This window comes from Myxococcus sp. CA033 (genome assembly GCF_013336625.1).
GTDB classification, from domain to species: Bacteria; Myxococcota; Myxococcia; order Myxococcales; family Myxococcaceae; genus Myxococcus; species Myxococcus llanfairpwllgwyngyllgogerychwyrndrobwllllantysiliogogogochensis.
The window spans coordinates 323,326-339,548 of the sequence record NZ_JABUMU010000005.1; the positions used below are offsets into that span (position 1 = coordinate 323,326).

The 16,223-nt window shown below is 69.0% G+C and carries 11 protein-coding genes; 3 read left to right on the top strand and 8 right to left on the bottom strand.

What is annotated here, in order from left to right:
• Window positions 1-140 precede the first annotated feature (140 nt).
• Window positions 141-1,643: a hypothetical protein gene (locus HUA78_RS16440; RefSeq protein ID WP_174462771.1), complete on the top strand. Its 1,503-nt coding sequence runs from the start codon at window positions 141-143 to the stop codon at window positions 1,641-1,643.
• 9 nt (window positions 1,644-1,652) lie between these two features.
• Here the strand turns inward: HUA78_RS16440 and HUA78_RS16445 are convergent, their stop codons facing one another.
• From HUA78_RS16445 to HUA78_RS16455, 3 genes are all read right to left on the bottom strand, one after another.
• Entirely contained in the window at window positions 1,653-2,552 is a 900-nt protein-coding gene (locus HUA78_RS16445; protein ID WP_371745596.1) for a WG repeat-containing protein, read from the bottom strand.
• A 39-nt stretch (window positions 2,553-2,591) separates the two neighbouring features.
• Window positions 2,592-4,706, bottom strand: coding sequence for an endo-1,3-alpha-glucanase family glycosylhydrolase (locus tag HUA78_RS16450; RefSeq protein WP_174476683.1), 2,115 nt, complete (start codon window positions 4,704-4,706; stop codon window positions 2,592-2,594).
• Window positions 4,707-4,874: 168 nt separating this feature from the next.
• Window positions 4,875-5,486 (bottom strand): hypothetical protein, encoded by a 612-nt coding sequence (locus HUA78_RS16455; protein ID WP_174456451.1) that lies wholly within the window; start codon window positions 5,484-5,486, stop codon window positions 4,875-4,877.
• Window positions 5,487-5,615: 129 nt separating this feature from the next.
• Here HUA78_RS16455 and HUA78_RS16460 point away from each other — a divergent pair, with 129 nt between their 5' ends.
• The gene (locus tag HUA78_RS16460; protein WP_174476684.1) at window positions 5,616-6,671 is read left to right on the top strand and encodes a hypothetical protein; all 1,056 of its coding nucleotides are present in this window, start codon (window positions 5,616-5,618) and stop codon (window positions 6,669-6,671) included.
• Here HUA78_RS16460 and HUA78_RS16465 read toward each other — a convergent pair.
• The 3 genes from HUA78_RS16465 to HUA78_RS16475 all read right to left on the bottom strand — a co-directional run bounded on the left by HUA78_RS16465 (window position 6,661) and on the right by HUA78_RS16475 (window position 13,114).
• On the bottom strand, window positions 6,661-8,358 hold the full coding sequence (locus HUA78_RS16465) for a dihydroxyacetone kinase family protein (protein ID WP_174476685.1): 1,698 nt from the start codon (window positions 8,356-8,358) through the stop codon (window positions 6,661-6,663). The genes HUA78_RS16460 and HUA78_RS16465 overlap by 11 nt on opposite strands.
• A gap of 265 nt (window positions 8,359-8,623) precedes the next feature.
• Window positions 8,624-11,329: a hypothetical protein gene (locus tag HUA78_RS16470; protein WP_174476686.1), complete on the bottom strand. Its 2,706-nt coding sequence runs from the start codon at window positions 11,327-11,329 to the stop codon at window positions 8,624-8,626.
• 213 nt (window positions 11,330-11,542) lie between these two features.
• A complete protein-coding gene (locus HUA78_RS16475) occupies window positions 11,543-13,114 on the bottom strand; it encodes a sigma 54-interacting transcriptional regulator (protein WP_174466734.1) in 1,572 nt (523 codons plus the stop codon).
• Between the two features lie 197 nt (window positions 13,115-13,311).
• On the opposite strand from HUA78_RS16475, the gene HUA78_RS16480 reads away from it, so the two are divergent.
• Window positions 13,312-13,722: a nuclear transport factor 2 family protein gene (locus HUA78_RS16480; RefSeq protein ID WP_174456456.1), complete on the top strand. Its 411-nt coding sequence runs from the start codon at window positions 13,312-13,314 to the stop codon at window positions 13,720-13,722.
• 25 nt (window positions 13,723-13,747) lie between these two features.
• On the opposite strand, the gene HUA78_RS16485 is transcribed toward HUA78_RS16480, so the two are convergent.
• Both HUA78_RS16485 and HUA78_RS16490 read right to left on the bottom strand, forming a co-directional pair.
• Window positions 13,748-14,404 carry a trimeric intracellular cation channel family protein gene (locus HUA78_RS16485; RefSeq protein ID WP_174476687.1) on the bottom strand — a complete coding sequence of 219 codons (657 nt, stop codon included), beginning with the start codon at window positions 14,402-14,404 and terminating at the stop codon, window positions 13,748-13,750.
• Between the two features lie 114 nt (window positions 14,405-14,518).
• Complete coding sequence (locus HUA78_RS16490; protein ID WP_174476688.1) at window positions 14,519-16,159, bottom strand: sigma 54-interacting transcriptional regulator; 1,641 nt, start codon at window positions 16,157-16,159, stop codon at window positions 14,519-14,521.
• Window positions 16,160-16,223: the final 64 nt, after the last annotated feature.

Consider the following 16,223-nt stretch of genomic DNA (forward strand, 5'->3'; position numbering starts at 1 on the left):
TCTCCCCTCTGAAGGCCAGGCTCGCGGGCCCGAGTGAGCAGGCAGGTCAGCCCCGCGACCGGGGGCGATTGAAGGATGTCGGACGGAGTCCATCTCCGCCTGACTTCCCTTTGTTGCGGCAATCAAGTGACAATAGACACATGTCACTTTTCCGTACGCTCTTCGTCTCGCTCGCCGTGGTCCTCATGGGGTGCTCCGCATCGTCCGATGATTCGGGAACGGAGGACCCTCCAGACACGGGGTTCGTCGAGGTGGCCGGCGACGACGCGGGAACACAAGACGCGGGAGCACCAGACGCGGGGACTCAGGATGCGGGAACGCAGGACGCGGGTGGAGGGCCCACCGACAGCCTCGCGGGGCTGACCCGCATCGCCAGCGCCGAGTACCAGTTGTTCTACCTGGTGAACGGTCGGGTGTTGGGCATCGGCTCCAACCGCGCCGGGCAGCTCGGCGTCGGCCACGCCAACCCATACAACCAGGTCCCGCCCATCGACATCGCCCTGCCCGCGGAGCTGCGTTTCAAGGACGTGGCGGGCGGCGGTTTCCAGAGCGTCGCGCTCGACGTCCAGGGCCGCGTCTGGACCTTTGGACAGAACCTCTACGGCCAGCGGGGCGACGGCACCACGAACGACTACCCCAACCGCACGACGACGCCGAACAACGGCCAGCCGTACCTCATCCTCCAGGACGCCACCGGCGCGACGTTCGACAACGTCATCGCGGTGCGCAGCGCGCTGCTGTTCAACATGGCGCTGAAGGCGGACGGCTCCGTCTGGGTCTGGGGCATGAGCGGCAAGGCGATTGGAGACACACTGGGCATCGCGGGAGACGGCAACACGGAGCCGCGCAACATCACCCGGCCCGTGCGCGTCCCGCTGCCGCAGGGCGTGCGAATCACGAGCTTCACCACGAACGACAGCAGCATCTTCGCGCTCGATGACACCGGCAAGGTCTGGGCCTGGGGCGGCAGCGCCGCCGGTGAGACCTTGGGCAGGGGCAACAACCCGGACTATGCGCGACCGAATTCGTTGAACATCCCCGTCAAGGTGAAGGAACTCGCCGCGGGAGGTGCCCGTTGGGTTGTCGCGCTCGACGAGAACGGAAGCCTGTGGGGGTGGGGCCTCGAGGGGACGTACCTGGGGCTCGGCCCACCGCAAGGCGGTTGGTACCCGGTGTCCACGCCCGTGAAGTTGTCATTCCCGGAGTTCGGTACGCACAAGGTCGTCCACGTCTCCGCGAGCGGCCACGTTACCCATGTGATTCTGGACGACGGAACTCTGTGGGGTTGGGGCGACAGCGCGCTGGGCGAGGTGGGCAATGGAGCGATGCTGGATTTCGCCACCTACCACTCCCCATACAACTGGGACTGGGGCAAGTACGAGAAGATGGTCTTCCGCCCCGTGCAGGTGGCCCCGGGCGTTACCTTCACGGCCCTGCACAACACCGCGCAGTCGTTCTACAACTACGCTACCGCGACGGACGGCACCATCTACTCCTGGGGCCGGAACAAGACGGGCGTGCTGGGCAACGGCGTGCGGCCCACCGGTGACGTGGCCGGCCGCCCCGACAGCTGGAACGTGGCCACCGCCACGCCCGTGCCCGCGCACCTGCTGACCACGGGCACCGACACGCCGTCGAAGTAGCGCGCGTCGTCAGCCGTTCAACACCACGGCCAGCCCGTGGGAGAAGGGCTGAGCGGAGGCGAAGCGGGGTGTCACCGCCCAGCTTCCGTCCGGGCGCAGGTAGCCGAACAGGCCGTTCTCCTTCACGGCGGCCAGCCCTTCCGAGAACGTGCCATTCACCGCCTGGAAGCGGGGCTCGATGACCAGGGCCCCCTTCCGGTCGATGAAGCCATAGGCGCCCTTCTGCTTCACGGGAGCAAGCCCCTCGCGAAACGCGCACTCCGTCAGGCTCGTGTCCCAGTTCGAGAAGCCAGGCTCCAGCACCCAGGCGCCGGACTCGTCCACGAAGCCGAACTTCTTGCCCTTCACGACCAGCGCCAGCCCGTCCGAGAAGCGACCCATCGTCTCGAAGTCGAAGCTGGCGAGGCACTGGCCCTTGGGGTCGATGAGCCGGCTCTGCTCTGCCTTGGGGCGCTCCTTCAAGACGACGTGTGCCTTGCCGTCGAAGAAGGGCCGGGCGAGTCCACCGCCGAACCCGTCCAGCACCACCTCGCCCTTGTGGTTGATGTACGAATCGGAGCCCTTCGCCCCCGCGCGCATCACCGGCGCGAGCCCCGAGCCGAAGCGCCCCACGTTGACGTAGGTCGCCCCGGCCACGACGTACTTCGTGAAGTTCGCCTTGAACTCCACCGGCAACACGAGCTTGCCCTTCACGTCGATGAAGCCCGCGTCCGTCAGGGCCAGCCCATCGCTGAAGCCGGTGAACGCACGCTTCACGTCGAGCGTCCGTTGGCCCTTCACGTCGATGAAGGCCCAGCCGCCCTCGACGGGCATGCGAGCGTGGCCTTCGTTGAAGCTGAAGGGCGTGCCATGGGGGCTGGGGATGACCAGCTCCCCCTTCTTGTCGATGAAGCCGTAACGCGTTGTCACGGCGCGGACCCTATCCTCCGGGCCCGCGCCCGTCGACGCTCAGGGCCGCGTGCAGGAGCGTCCGCCGCCCGCGTGATACATGAGGTCCTGATAAACGGTTTGCGCGAGGATGGGCGTCTTGCTCTCCAGGCGCTGGACGGTGACACCGTTGCGCTGGAGCTCGAAGACAGGCGTGGTGCCGGGGACCAGCGCCGCCTGGAAGGCCGTCACTCCCGCGCTCGTCACATCCAGCGTGCGCACGTCGGTGCCCTGGGTGATGACCAGCCGGCCCGGCTCCTTGAGGAAGGCGAGCAGCTCCACCTGGTTGGACGCGGCGACCCCGCCCCGCAGCTTCATCACGCGCGCCGTCTGCTTCGCGGCGTTGAAGGGCGCATCCGTGCGGTGCCGGCGGTGCGTGTAGTAGAGCGTGTCGCGGACAATGGTGGGCCGCTGACCCGTCTTGAACCACGTGGTGTAGTACGCAATCCAATCCATGATGACGTAGCCGCGCTCCTGCGACGCCGTCATCCACGACTCGCCGTAGTCGGTCAGCGTCAGCAGGGTGACCCAGTCCGCGTCGCCCTCAATCGCCTTCTCGAACTGCGAGCGGAACGCGAGGCTGTTCTGCGCCTCCCAGTACACGCGGCTGCTGTTCTCGCTGTCGGTGAGCTTGTGGCGCACGTCCTCGAACGCGACGGGGGACATCCACTTCTTGCCTCGGCGGTGCGACTCCACGCTCCAGCGGCGCATGTTCTCCGCGGACTGCGCGGTGCGCTCGCCCCACGTGGAGAAGCCCGTCACCAGGGGGTTCCACTCCGCGTACTTCGTCACGTCGCCCGTGTACGACAGGAGCGGCCAGAAGGTGACCTGGATGTTCTGCGCCGCCAGCCGCGTCTTCAGCTCCGTCCACCAGGCCACCGACTTGCGCTCGGGGTTGAAGGTGGCGAGGACGATGGCGCCATCGAGCTTGTGCACGGACGGGTGATTGGCCACGGAGGCAATCATCGACACCAGTCCATCCGTGGTGCCCGCGGCCTCGGTGGGGAAGTCCGGACTGAGGACGATGCGGAACTCCGGGTCCACCGCCGCCGCCGCGGCGAGCATGACGGTGAGCTGGTTGTTCCGCGTGTCGGACGAGACGCGGTACGGGTGCTCGTAGAGGAAGCCATCCATGCCGGAGGCAATCGCGCGGCGCACCTCCGTCTCGAAATCACGCTGCCGCCACGCGCTGTCGGCCCAGGGGGCGCGGGGCAACGGCCGGTCCCTCATCAGTCCACCGATGTTGGCGTACTCGCCGTTGCGCGACTCGGGCGTCATCCAGCCCGTCCAGTAGTCCGACGCGGGCTGCGCGTTGTCGATGGAGATGGGGAAGATGGGGTAATAGAAACCGAAGACCTTCTTCGGCGCCGCGCGCAGCGCCGCCGTCGTCGGCATGTCGAACGGGTAGCACGCGGAGATGGGCGTCGGCGCGGTCGTCAGCGTGGCGCTCAGCTCCAGGTTGAAGCGCGCATCGGACGTGTTCGCCGCGGACTGGTGCAACTCCACCGCGAGGACGTTCGTCCCCGTGCGCAGCGCCGCCACGTCGACGGCCTGACTCATCCACGTCTGCTCTTCCGCGGGCAACGAGACGGTGGCGGGCGCCAGCGTACGGTAGCCCACCGTTCCGGCGGGCAGGTTGCTGCGGAAGACCTCCGTGCCGTTCAGGTAGACGATGGCCCCGTCATCCCGCTGCAGCCGCACCAGCAGCTCGCTGACCCGCGCCGCGTCCGCGACGGTGAAGGCGTGCCGGAAGTACGTGGTGATGTGCTTGTTCGTCGCGTTGGAGCCGTAGGAGACCGCCGTGGACAGGTCCGTCTCCGCGTAGCCCAGCGGCGAAGCACCCGCGGGCCAGGCCGCGTCGGAGAAGCCCGTCGCCGACCACGTCGTGCCCAGGTCCACGCCCGTGTCCAGGTAGCGCCACGACGCGCCCGTCGCGACGAGCACCGTCGCGAGTGAAGGCGCGGCGGCGGCGGCCAGGTCCGCGTCCGGCGTCGTGGGGAGCGCGCCCACTTCGGGGGCGCCGTCTCCAGAGGGAAGCGACTCGTCAGGAGCGCCTCCCGCGCAGGACATCGACAGCAGGGGCGCTAGCAGGAACGCGGCGAGCCGCGCCCTCGGAAAATCCATCGGGATGCGCATCGATCGACCTCGAGAGGCCCTTCGCCCGGGGGGACGAAGAGAGGGGGGTTATCCCCGAGACACAGGAGGTCTCCGGATGGCGCAGACAATCCGGATGTCTTTCTCGTTTTACCTGCAAGTCCTTGAGCCGAGCGGACCGTTGGAGCGAGGCCCTGGCCGGGGCTCACGTCACGGCAGCAGCTCTTCCTTCTTCAGGAGTTTCTTCGCGAGCGTGGTGTAGGACCACTCGCCCTCCTCATCCACCAGCCCCTTGTGGAGCAGCTTGCCCAGCTTGGGACCGATTTCGCTGGAATGGCCCACGAGGTGCTGCGGCGCGCGCACCTTGTCGATGGCGTCCTCGCGGTCATCCGAGACGACGAGCCGGGCGGACAGCGTGTCCGCGTAGGCGGAGTAGTCGCTGTAGTAGGTCCACGCCACACCCTGGAGGGCGAAGTCGCCCAGCACGACAATCTCTCCGTGGAAGAGGAGGTTGTTCGCCTTGAGCGAGCCTCCGACGAAGAGCAGCGAGTAGTCGAAGCCCTCGTGGATGATGTTGCCCTCCACCACCAGGTCTCCCGCGACGAGCAGGCGGCCCTGGTCCTCGATGATGAGGTTGCCCTTCACGGTGACGCTCTTCGCGTCGAGAAGCTGGTCCTGTCCCTCGGAGATCCTCAGGTCCGTGGCCACCTGCTTCACTTCGGCCGAGGGCGACAGCTTCGCCTTGAGCGAGGCCCGCTTGGCGGCCGAGCCAGCGTGAGCGTGGAGCGAGGGTTCCTGGAGCAACTTTTCGAAGAGCGTCATGCATCCAGGCTAGGAGTCCGCCCGGCTCCTGACGAGTGGAATGTCCTGGTCGAACCTCCATGAGAAGCCTTGGCCGCTCGGCTCCGGGTATACTGGGAGCTTCGGCCGGGAAAACGGTGTGAGGTCTGCGTGGCATTGACCAGGACTGTCCGGTGGGTTTCGACGCTCTGGAGCGCGGGTGCTCGGGGCGTGGCCGCCCAGGGAGCGCTGCTCGCCTGCGCGCTGCTCTTCGCCCAGACGGCGGGTGCGCAGACGACGGAGGACCGGGCCTACGTTGGCGTCACCTTCGCGCGCGGCACCGAGATTGGCTCACAAGGCGGCAGACTGGATGAGCGCAAGCAGTTGGAGCTGCGCCTCCCTCTCCCGCCCGTGTTCCTGGGTCGCACGGTGCTCGTGCCCTCCTTCGGCTACGAGACGCGCTTCATGGGGCTGGAGCAGCACGGCCCGCTCGCGGACGTCGCCGAGGAGAAGCTGGGAAGACAGTTCCATCGCTTCCAGCTCGGACTCACGCTGATTCGTCCGCTCACATCCCGGTGGATGCTGGTGACAGGCGCGGTGGCGAACACGCGCACGGACTTCAAGAGTTCCTTCGACTTCGGGCTGGACACCTCGTGGGCGGGCTTCGCCATGGCGAACTACCTGATTGGAGGAGACCCGGACGTGCGGCTGACGTTCGGACTGGTGGCGCTGTATCCGTTCGACGCCACGCCCGTCGTCCCCATGATTGCCTTCGCGTACCGCAAGGGGCCGTACATCCTGGAGGTGGGCCTGCCTCGGCTCGCCATGTTGTACAAGGTGGGCGACGGGCTGGAGCTGGGCATCACCGGCATGTTCGATCAGCAGGTCTTCCGTTCTCGCATCCCGTATGACGAGCAGGGCCCCAAGCCGCACTACATCCGGGAGACGGCACTGCGCTTCGGCCCCACGGTGAATGCGCGCCTGGGCAATGGAAACCTCTGGGTCAGCTCGTCCATCGGGCTCGACTTCCTGAACGACTATGCGCTGCTCGACAAGGACCGGGACCGGGTGGAGCTGGGGTTGCTCCAGTCCACGGGCCCGGCGCCCTATTTGAGGGTATCGCTCGGCTGGCGTCCTCCGCGTCGTCCCAGGGAAGCCATCCGGCCCGTCGGTGGTCCGCCGGAGCGGGCCGCGCCGCCGGGCAACTCTCCAACGCTCATCCGATGAAGGGCGTGAGCGCCTTCAACCAGACAACGACGGCGGCGGCGCCCGCATCGGGCACACCAAGCGCCCTGCTCCCCAGGTAGCTGGCGCGTCCGAGCCGAGGCTGCATGCGCGCGGTGGCCTCCGCGCCCTGCTCACCCTCGCGCACCGTCGCGGCCCAGGCCTCGGCGGTCGACCTTCCGGCCTTCAGCTCTCGCGCGAAGGCATCGGCGGCGGGCTTGAGCGCATCGAGCATGGTGCGGTCTCCGGGCCGGGCTCCGCCGAGCTGCGCCACCGCGTCGACGGCGAGGCCGAACGCGTCCGCCCAGGCGGGAGCATCGGTGGAGCCCTCGGAGAGCCGACGCGCGGCGCGCAGCAGCGCCGTGGCGTAGAACGGCCCCGAGCTTCCTCCGATGGCGCGCCGCAGGGCATCACCGATGGACGTGAGGGCTCGCGAGGGATTCGTCCAGGAGGACTCGGGCAGGGCGCGAATCGCCGCGGCGCCGCGCGACAGACTGAGTCCCAGGTCCCCGTCTCCCGCCGCGCTGTCGAGCTCCGTGAGGCGTGTCTCGCTCGCCTCGAAGGCCGTGGCCACGGCGAGCGCGGCCTCCTTCACGCGCTCCATTCCCGGTTGACGTGCCTCCTGGCTGGGAGGTGTGAGCGGCGTGGCGGGGACGGAACGCACGGGCCGCTCGGGTGCGAGGCGGCCCTCCCCTCCCCATGCGGGCGCGGTGGTCTTCGCGTCGAGCCGGGCGAGGCGCGAGTCGTCCAGCTTCAGCACGGACAGCGAGCAGCCCGGCATCTCCAGCGCGGAGAGGAACGTCCCGGTCCAGGCCCGCTCCACTCGCAGGCCGCGCTCGCGAAGGAGCGTCAGTGCTCGACGCGTGACGATGGCCAGCTCCATCGGTGGAGTGCCACCCAGTCCGTTGACGAGCAGGGCCACCGGGGTGCGTGCTTCGAGGTTCCGGTCCTCGATGATGGTGGAGAGCAACGTGTCCACCAGCGCATCGACCTGTTGGAGTGGGACGCGTCGCACGCCCTGCTCACCGTGGATGCCCAGGCCCAGCTCGATTTCATCGTCGCCCAGCGTGAAGCCAGGACGGCCCGCCGCGGGGACGGTGCACGGGCCGAGCGCGACGCCCATGGTGCCGAGCTCCGCCGAGGCCGCCTGCGCTTCACGGAGCACGTCCTTCAGGGACAGGCCCGCAGCCGCGGCGGCGCCCGCGATTTTGTGGACGAGCACGGTGCCGGCGATGCCGCGACGTCGCGCGGGTTCGACGGTGTCGCGCAGGGCGACGTCATCGGCGACCACGACGACCTCCACGGGGATGCCCTCCGCGCGGGCCAGCTCGGCTGCGAGGCCGAAGTTGAGCCGGTCACCGGTGTAGTTCTTCACCACGAGGAGCGAGCCCGCGGGGCCGGATACCGCGCGGATGGCAGTGAGCACGGCGTCCGTGCTCGGGGAGGTGAACACGTCCCCGGCGACCGCCGCGTCGAGCATGCCCGCGCCCACGTAGCCCGCGTGCGCCGGCTCATGCCCGCTGCCACCCCCCGAGATGATGGAGACCTTGCGCTGTCGAGGGTCGGCCGGCGTGTCGGCGCGGATGACCACCGTCTCGTCGTCGAGCAACACCTGCCCCGGAGCGAGCGCGACGAATCCCTCCAGCATCTGCCTCACGACGGCCCTGGGCTCATTGACGAGCTTCTTCACCGGTTCCTGCTCCTTGGCTGCGGCGGACGGCCTGAACGGCGGGAGTAAAGCACGGGCATACCGGCACGGCGTCGGGACGAGCGGCATGACGGGGGCGCCCGCGTCGGAAACGTCCGCCAGCCATCGCCACGCCGCATGACGCTCGCGTCCGACAGCGACGGAGGCGAGCCCCGGCAGGCAAACCCACACCCAGGGCCCGCCGCTCCACACTGAAGCCTCGGCGGAAACGGCGGACCTGGTGCGCGTCACCCGCCGTCGTGCTTCCTCACGCGCGTCGGTGACGCAACCACAGCGCGAGCCCCATGAGCCCCATCAGCGTGATGGCGCCCGTTCCCCCACGCGTGCCGCAACCGCCACAGCCCTGCTCCGCCTCGGCGTCCGCGCCTAGCGCCTTGAACGGTTCCGCGTCCCCCATGCCCGTGGCGTCAAGACACCCTGGCCCCGAGCCCGCGTCCGTCGGTCCCGTTCCACCATCCGTCCCGCCGCCCGTCGCGCCTCCCACCTGCCACGCCAGGAGCTGGCCCGGGTACAGATTGAGGTTCGCACCGGACACGATGCCTCGGCTCACCCGGTCCACGATGGGCTGCGTCTCGCCGGGCAGCGTGATGGTCACGCCCTGCTTCGACTGCATCGACGTGTTCACCACCGCGTAGAAGTTGCCCTGCGCCGAGACCATCTTCCGCACGACGACCTCCGCGTCCGACGCCGCGCCGGCCACCACGGTGCTCGGCAACGCGGGCAGCGCGAGATACGCCGCATGGAAGGCCCGCGTGTACTCGGGGAAGCCACGGCTGATGGACGAGGCTTCGAGATATCCGAGCAGCGTCGGGTCCCCGTTGGCCACCGCGCGCGCCTCGGCCAGCATGGAGTACGGCCCCTGCCGGTCCACCGACATGGAGAGGTAACCCCACAAGCCCCCCATCGGCCAGTTGCCATAACGCTCGTCCGCCGTGTCCTTGGCGTAGTCGCCCTTGCCGTCGTCCTCGTTCAGCGGGAAGTGGTGCACCATCGCCAGACCGGACGCGGTGCGGAAGCGGTTGAGCAGAGCGCTGTCCGCCACGCTGTAGAGGCGATTGAACGGATACGTCAGGTAGACGCCCTCCGAGGTCTTGTAGCGGTCAGGGTCCGCCGGCGGGAAGCTGTTGAAGGGCTCGCCCCAGCTGCGGTTCAGGTGCTCGGTGGGCGGCAGTTCGTCCGAGGTGAGGGCCTTGCGGTACGTGCCGTCCTGGAGGAACGCGGCGGGCTCGGTGGGGGGATAGCGGTACTGACAGCAGAGGTCCGTGGTGTCACCCGGCGCGCAGCACCCCTGGTTGTCGATGACGGACCATGCGGCCGGATCGTCCGTGACGGTAACCGCCATGTCCGGCAGGTCTTCCGGCGTGGGCAGCCCCTCTTCCGGATACGGCGTGAAGAGGACCTGCGCATTCGCCACGCCGTTCTGCCGGAGATAGTCGCGGATGGCCTCCAGGAAGGCGCGCCGCTTGCCGAACCACCACGCGTAGTATTGCGCCCGCAGCGTGACGTTCGTCTGGAGCATGGGGCGCGACACGCTCTGACCCGTGTCGCTCGAGAACCGGCCAAGCGCCTCCGGCGCGAAGCTCACCGGCAGGTCCGTGGGGCGCGTGCGGAACCACGCACCCAGGAAGTTCACCTGGCTCTTGAAGTGGAGCACCGTGGCGTCCATCAACTTCTTCACGTCCGCCAGCGCATCCGGGTCCGACACATCCACGCAGTTGTCGTCCGCCCAGTAGATGGGCGAGTAGATGTCCCCGTCCCGGTCGAACAGCGGCTTGCATCGGCGCTGCTCACCCAGCGGCTTGAGCCCACACACCGGCGGCTGCTGCCAGGGCTCGATGCAGGTGTGCCACTTGGAGATGGACTTGCAATCGGAGTCCTGCACGCACGACGTGCTCGTGTAGACGCGCTCACCGGAGATGGCACCGGTGTATTCGTAATAGGGCAGCACGGAGAACCCGTTGGCCGCCGCGCGAGACACCGCCGTGGCCCACAGCGTCGGGTCCCTGGGCTGCACGTACCACGGCGGCGCGGAGAACGAGTCCGCGTCCCAGCCCTCCGTGTAGCCAAACTCCATCAGGTCGTGCCCGTACGTGTCGATGCCGAGGAACTTCGCCTGCTTCATGCGGTAGTCGAACCACGTGCCGGGCGAGGTCGCGGGCTGACAGTCCGTCTCCGCGCCCTGCGCGCAGATGGCCGTGTCGTCGTTCATCTCCTCCCGCCAGAAGACATGCCTGCGAGGCAGCGGCGCAGGCGGATAGTTGATGGCCAGGTCCAGGCTCGCGGGATTCGGAACCTCGAAGAGCCGGATGCGCGAGACGGCCGTGCCCTTGTCCGTCGGTGAGCCATGGCGCGCGAAGTGCCCCACGGAGACCCAGAAGCCATTCGCCGGTCCCTCGGGGCGCCGGGTGTCCTCCACGTTGCGCTGACCGACGATGGGCGCGAAGCGGTCATGCAGGTAGAAGAACTGCCGGAACTGCTGCCACTTGCGCGACAGCGGATACTTGAGCGACTCCGGATTGGGATAGGCGTACTGCTCCCGGAAGTCTCCAATGGACGTGCCGGTGCTGATGCCCCGGAACTTGTCGGCGCCCTTGTTGGCCACCCCCATCAGTCGCGACTCGTCATCCGGGTACTCCACCACCAACAGGTAGGCACGTCCGGCCTGGAGCCCCTTGCCCGCCCCCAGCTTGTAGGAGAAGGACTTCGCCCGCGGCCCCATCGTCATCGCGCGCACCGGACGCGTCACCCCGTCCAGCGTGAGGGAGCGAATCGTCGAGGTGCTGTTGGCGCCGTGGATGACGGGATGAGGATCCGCGGGGTCTCCGCAGTTCACCTCGTCAATCAGGGGAAGCATCCCGAAGGGTGCCCCCGCGTCCACCAAGGGTTGTCCCAGGGCGGTGGAGGACAACCCCAAGACGAGCAGGCACAGCGGCAAACACGGCGCACGAAGCACGCGAGACTCCAGGAGGGGGCCGGAGCGGCCAGTCATCCCGGAATATCGTCAATTCAGATACAATAGTTTCCGGATGGGCGGATAATCCGGCGATTCACACCACCCTGAGTCAATTGCTACTGAGTTGAAACATTGACGCGGGGAGTCCGGGGACCACGACAATTCGTGAATCACGAAGTCTCGTGGCGCGGCGTCACGAACGCGCGGTGCCGCTCAGCGGACCTTGATGCCCAGCACCTTGAGTCGGGAGGCCAGCGTCGTTGGAGCCAGGCCCAGCAACTCGGCGGCGCCACCCGGGCCGTACACCTTGCCGCCCGCCGCGGTCAGGGCCGCCTTCAGGTTGTCCTTCTCCCGGCGGCGCCACTCCCGCTCGGTGAGGAAGGAGGCGGTGCCCCCCGTCATCGGTTGGCGGCCCTCCGGAAGGGCCTGGTCCAACCGCAGCCTCCCACCGCGCGAGAGGATGACGGCGCGCTCCAGGACGTTCTCCAACTCTCGGACGTTGCCGGGCCAGTCGTAGCGCTGGAGCGCCTGCACCTGGGCCTGACTCATCCGGGGCACGGGAACCTTGAGCCGTGCGGAGACACGTTCGAGGAAGTGCTCGGCGAGCAGCGGGACATCCTCCAGTCGCTGACGCAGCGGCGGCACCTCGATGGGGAAGACGCTCAACCGGTAGTAGAGGTCCTCGCGGAACCGACCCGCCGCCGCCTCCCCCTTCAAGTCCCGGTTGGTGGCGGCGATGATGCGCACGTCCACCTTGCGCGTGACGTCCTCACCGACGCGCTCGAACGAGCCCTCCTGGAGCACCCGCAGCAACTTGCCCTGCAGCTCCAGGGGAATCTCCCCCACCTCGTCGAGGAAGAGCGTTCCCCCGTCAGCAGCCTGGAAGCGGCCCGCCCTGTCCCGGTGCGCTCCCGTGAAGGCCCCTCGCACGTGGCCGAAGAACTCGCTTTCGAACAGCTCCCGGGGAATGGAGGCGCAGTTGACGCGGATGAGGGGCCGCTCCCGGCGAGGGCTCTGCTCGTGGATGGCACGGGCGATGAGTTCCTTGCCCACCCCCGACTCCCCGAGAATCAGCACGCTGGCCGTCGTGGCCGCCACGGGCTGAATCTGCTGAAGCACCCGCCGGAGGGCACCCCCGCGGCCCACGATTTCTCCGAAGGAGAGCGCGTCCTTCACTTCTTCCCGCAGATAGTCGCGCTCCAGCTCGAGCTGCCCTCTCAGCCGAGCCACCTCCTCGAAGGCCCGCGCGTTGGAGAGGGCCACCGCCGCATGGTCCGCGAACGCACGCAGCCACGAGAACTCCGAGCGCCCCAGCTTGCGGCGGCTGAACACGGCCAGCACCCCGAGCACCTCGCCCCGGAAGACGAGGGGCTGGGCCGCGAAGCTCTGGATGCCCTCGCGGCGCGCCCACTCCCGCCGCACCAGCCAGTCCGCATCTCCGGAGGCGCACTGGAGGAGGACGGCCTCTCCGGTCGCCCCGACCTGGCCCACCTTGCGCACGCCCAGGGGAAAGCGCCGGAAGGCTCCCTCCAGACCTGACCACGCCTCGTCGCTCTTCCGGGAGCCCCCCGCGCTCGCCGCCAGATGCAGACACCGGGAGGTGTCCGGACACTCGGCGCGCATGGGACACGTCCCACAGAGGTCACCCGGCGCGATGAGCCAGATGCGGCCCAGCGCCACATCCGGCTGCGCGGCGAGCCCCTGGACGATGCGCGCGAGCAGCAGGTCCACCGAGCGGACCTGGGCCATGGCCAGGGAGATGGACTGGAGCGCCTCGGCGTACATCGCTCCTGCTTACCCAGGCGCGCCTCGGGTCGCCACGACTTCTCGTCCACCCCGAGATTTCGTGGTGACGAGTGAAGTACGCATCCTGGTTCAGTCCGGCGTCAGCAGCGAGCGCGGCGAGGGCACGGGGGGTGCAATGGGTGGAGGCTTCACTTCCATGGGAGGCCCTGCTTCCCATCCCAAGACAGGAGCAGGACATGCCCTCCCCTCTTCGCCCGCCCTTCACGCTGGAGACGGCCCGCGCCAAGGTCCAGGCCGCCGAGAACGCGTGGAACAGCAGAGACCCCGAGCGGGTGGCGCTCGCCTACACGGAGGATTCCGAGTGGCGCAACCGCACCGAGTTCTTCCGGGGGCGCGAGGCCATCACGGACTTCCTGCGGCGCAAGTGGGCCCGGGAGCTGGACTACCGGCTGATGAAGGAGCTGTGGTGCTTCACCGAGCACCGCATCTCCGTGCGCTTCGAATACGAGTGGCACGACGCCACGGGGCAATGGTTCCGCACCCATGGCAACGAGCACTGGGAGTTCGACGCCGAGGGACTGATGCGCCGCCGCGACATGAGCGCCAACGACATCCCCATCCTCGAGGTGGAGCGGCGCTATCGCTGAGTCCCGCCAGCGGGTCCACCGCCTCTCACGGCACTGGCACGGAGGGAAGCCGCCAGTGCTGGAGGACGGCCAGCATCCTCAAGCCGAAGCAGGCCACGGCGCCCAGGCTCGCCGCGAGCACCGCCGACGCTCCCCACCGACGCGCCGCGAGCAGCACGCCCGCGCCCACCAGCGCCGCCACCGCGTAGACATCCGCGCGCAGCACGAGCGGGACTCGCGCCAACAGCAGGTCTCGAATCGTTCCTCCCCCCACGCCCGTCATCGCGCCCAGCAGCAAGGCCGTCAGCGCGGGCGCCCCGACAGAGAGCGCCTTGCCCGCGCCCGTCACCGTGAAGAGGGCGAGCCCCGCGGCGTCCAGGGCCAGCAACAGCGTGGGTGGGACGTGTCCCAAGGGGCCACTCACCAGCACCACCAGCACGCCACCGCCGAACGCGGTCGTCGCATAGCGCCAGTCGCGAATCGCCAGCGGCGGCACGGCCCCGAGGAGCACGTCGCGCACGAGTCCTCCTCCAAGCGCGGTGGCGAACGCGAGCACCAGCACCCCAAAGACATCGAGCCCCGCGCGCGCCGCCGTCAGCGCGCCCTCGACGGCGAAGACGAGGGTGCCCGCCAGGTCCCCCGCCGTCAGGAGCGCCAGGGACGTGCCGCGAGAGGATGCGTCCACCGTCGGTGCTGACCACATCCCATGGCCTCCCAGTGCCTTCCGGACGCGCCAGCTCTGACGCAGGGGCGCTCTGGATTCAACGTCCCCACCCGGAGGGAGGACAGCTTCTGAACAGCCAGGCGCGCCCGAACGTCAGACGCCGTCCAGGCCGAGCTCGCGGATGCGGCGCAGGAGCGCGCGGCGGGAGACCTCCAGGCGCTGCGCCATCTCATCGACGTCACCCGCGCACTCATGAAAGCACCGGGTGAGTTCCTCGGGGCTCACTTCGCCCGCGGACCTCAGGAGCGTGCTCTTATCGATGAGCAGGTAGACGGAGGACCGGGAGATGCCCAGCCGCACCGCGGTCGCCTGGAGGTCCCACCCACTGGCGCGCAGGGTCGCCAGCAGCTCCTGCTCCCCCACGTCCGACGGCCGCCGACGGATGGACACTCCCGGCATCAAGGTCCTCCCCAAGGCATCCACGTCGGCCCAGCGCAAGGCGGGCTCTGGAAGCGCGCGTCCCCCGACGGGTGTGGTCGCGGAGTCGAGCAGCTGTTCCAGGTGCGCTTCCACGCGCAGTTGGGAGAGCCCCCGGCTCCCGATGACGAGCTGCCGGGTGACGTTGTGCAACTGCCGCACGTTGCCGGGCCACGCATAACGCAGCAGCCGCGCCACCAGGGACGCGGGCAGCCAGGGCTCGCCACGGATATCTCCCGCCATCAGTCGATGTGCCTCACCGATGACCGCCAGTTCCCGACGCGCGAAGTGGAGGAACAGGGGGCCCATGTCCTCGCGGCGCTCGCGCAAGGCGGGCACCCGCAGCTCGAAGCCCGCCAGCCGGTGCAGGAGCGGCGCCTTGAAGAGCCGCTCCGCGATGCGTGTCTCCAGGTCCGCGTCCGTCGCCGCGACGAGCCGCACGTCCACGGGCACCGGGACATGGCTGCCCACCGGATACACCTCGCCCGTCTCCAGCACGCGCAGGAGCGCCGTCTGCACTTCGGCGGGAGCCTCCCCCACTTCGTCCAGGAGCAGGGTGCCGCCATGCGCGGCGCGGAAGAAGCCTTCACGGTCCCTGCTGGCCCCCGTGTACGCGCCTCGCTGCGCGCCGAACAGCTCCGAGGCCACCAGCTCCTTGGAGAGCGCGCCCAGGTTGACGCTGACAAAGGGCGCCGAGCGACGCGGGCCGTGCTCGTGGATGGCGCGCGCCACCAGCTCCTTGCCCGTGCCCGTCTCACCTCGGATGAGCACCGGCACCTGGAGGTCCGCCACGCGCAGGATGTCGTCCCGGAGCTGCTGGAGCTGCTCGGAGGGCCCCACGAGTCCCAGGTCCCCACCGGCTCTCGGGCCCGGAACGGACGTCAGGTGCAGCAACAACACCACGCGCTCGGCGAGCACCAGGGGCACACCCGCGCCCAGCTCCGCCTGCGTCAGCTCCACGCCGCCGCTCCTGACGGTCAGGTCGCCGACTCGCACGTGGGTGCCCTGCATCGGAGACATCAGCCGGAGCCCACCGTGGGGCCGAGGCTCCAGCATCAACGGCGTGCGACTGAGGAACGGGTCGTCCAAGGGCCGCGCGCCGCTCGCGCCCGGTCGCGCGAAGTCCGGTCCGTTGCGCGACACGGACATGGGCACGCCCAGCGTCTCCATCACCTCGAGCAGCACCCGCTCCCCCGCTCGCTGAAGGTCGGGGTGCGAGACGATGGTCAGCGTGGGCACGCGCCGACGAACCAGGGCGCTCGCTCCGGATGAGTGCCCCGCGGTCGATTCCCCCTGGTCGGCGGACTTGCGCTGCATGAAGCGACCTGGACCTCTCGTCAGCGGCTTCAATCCTACACGGCGGTCCCACGCGCCCTTCCCT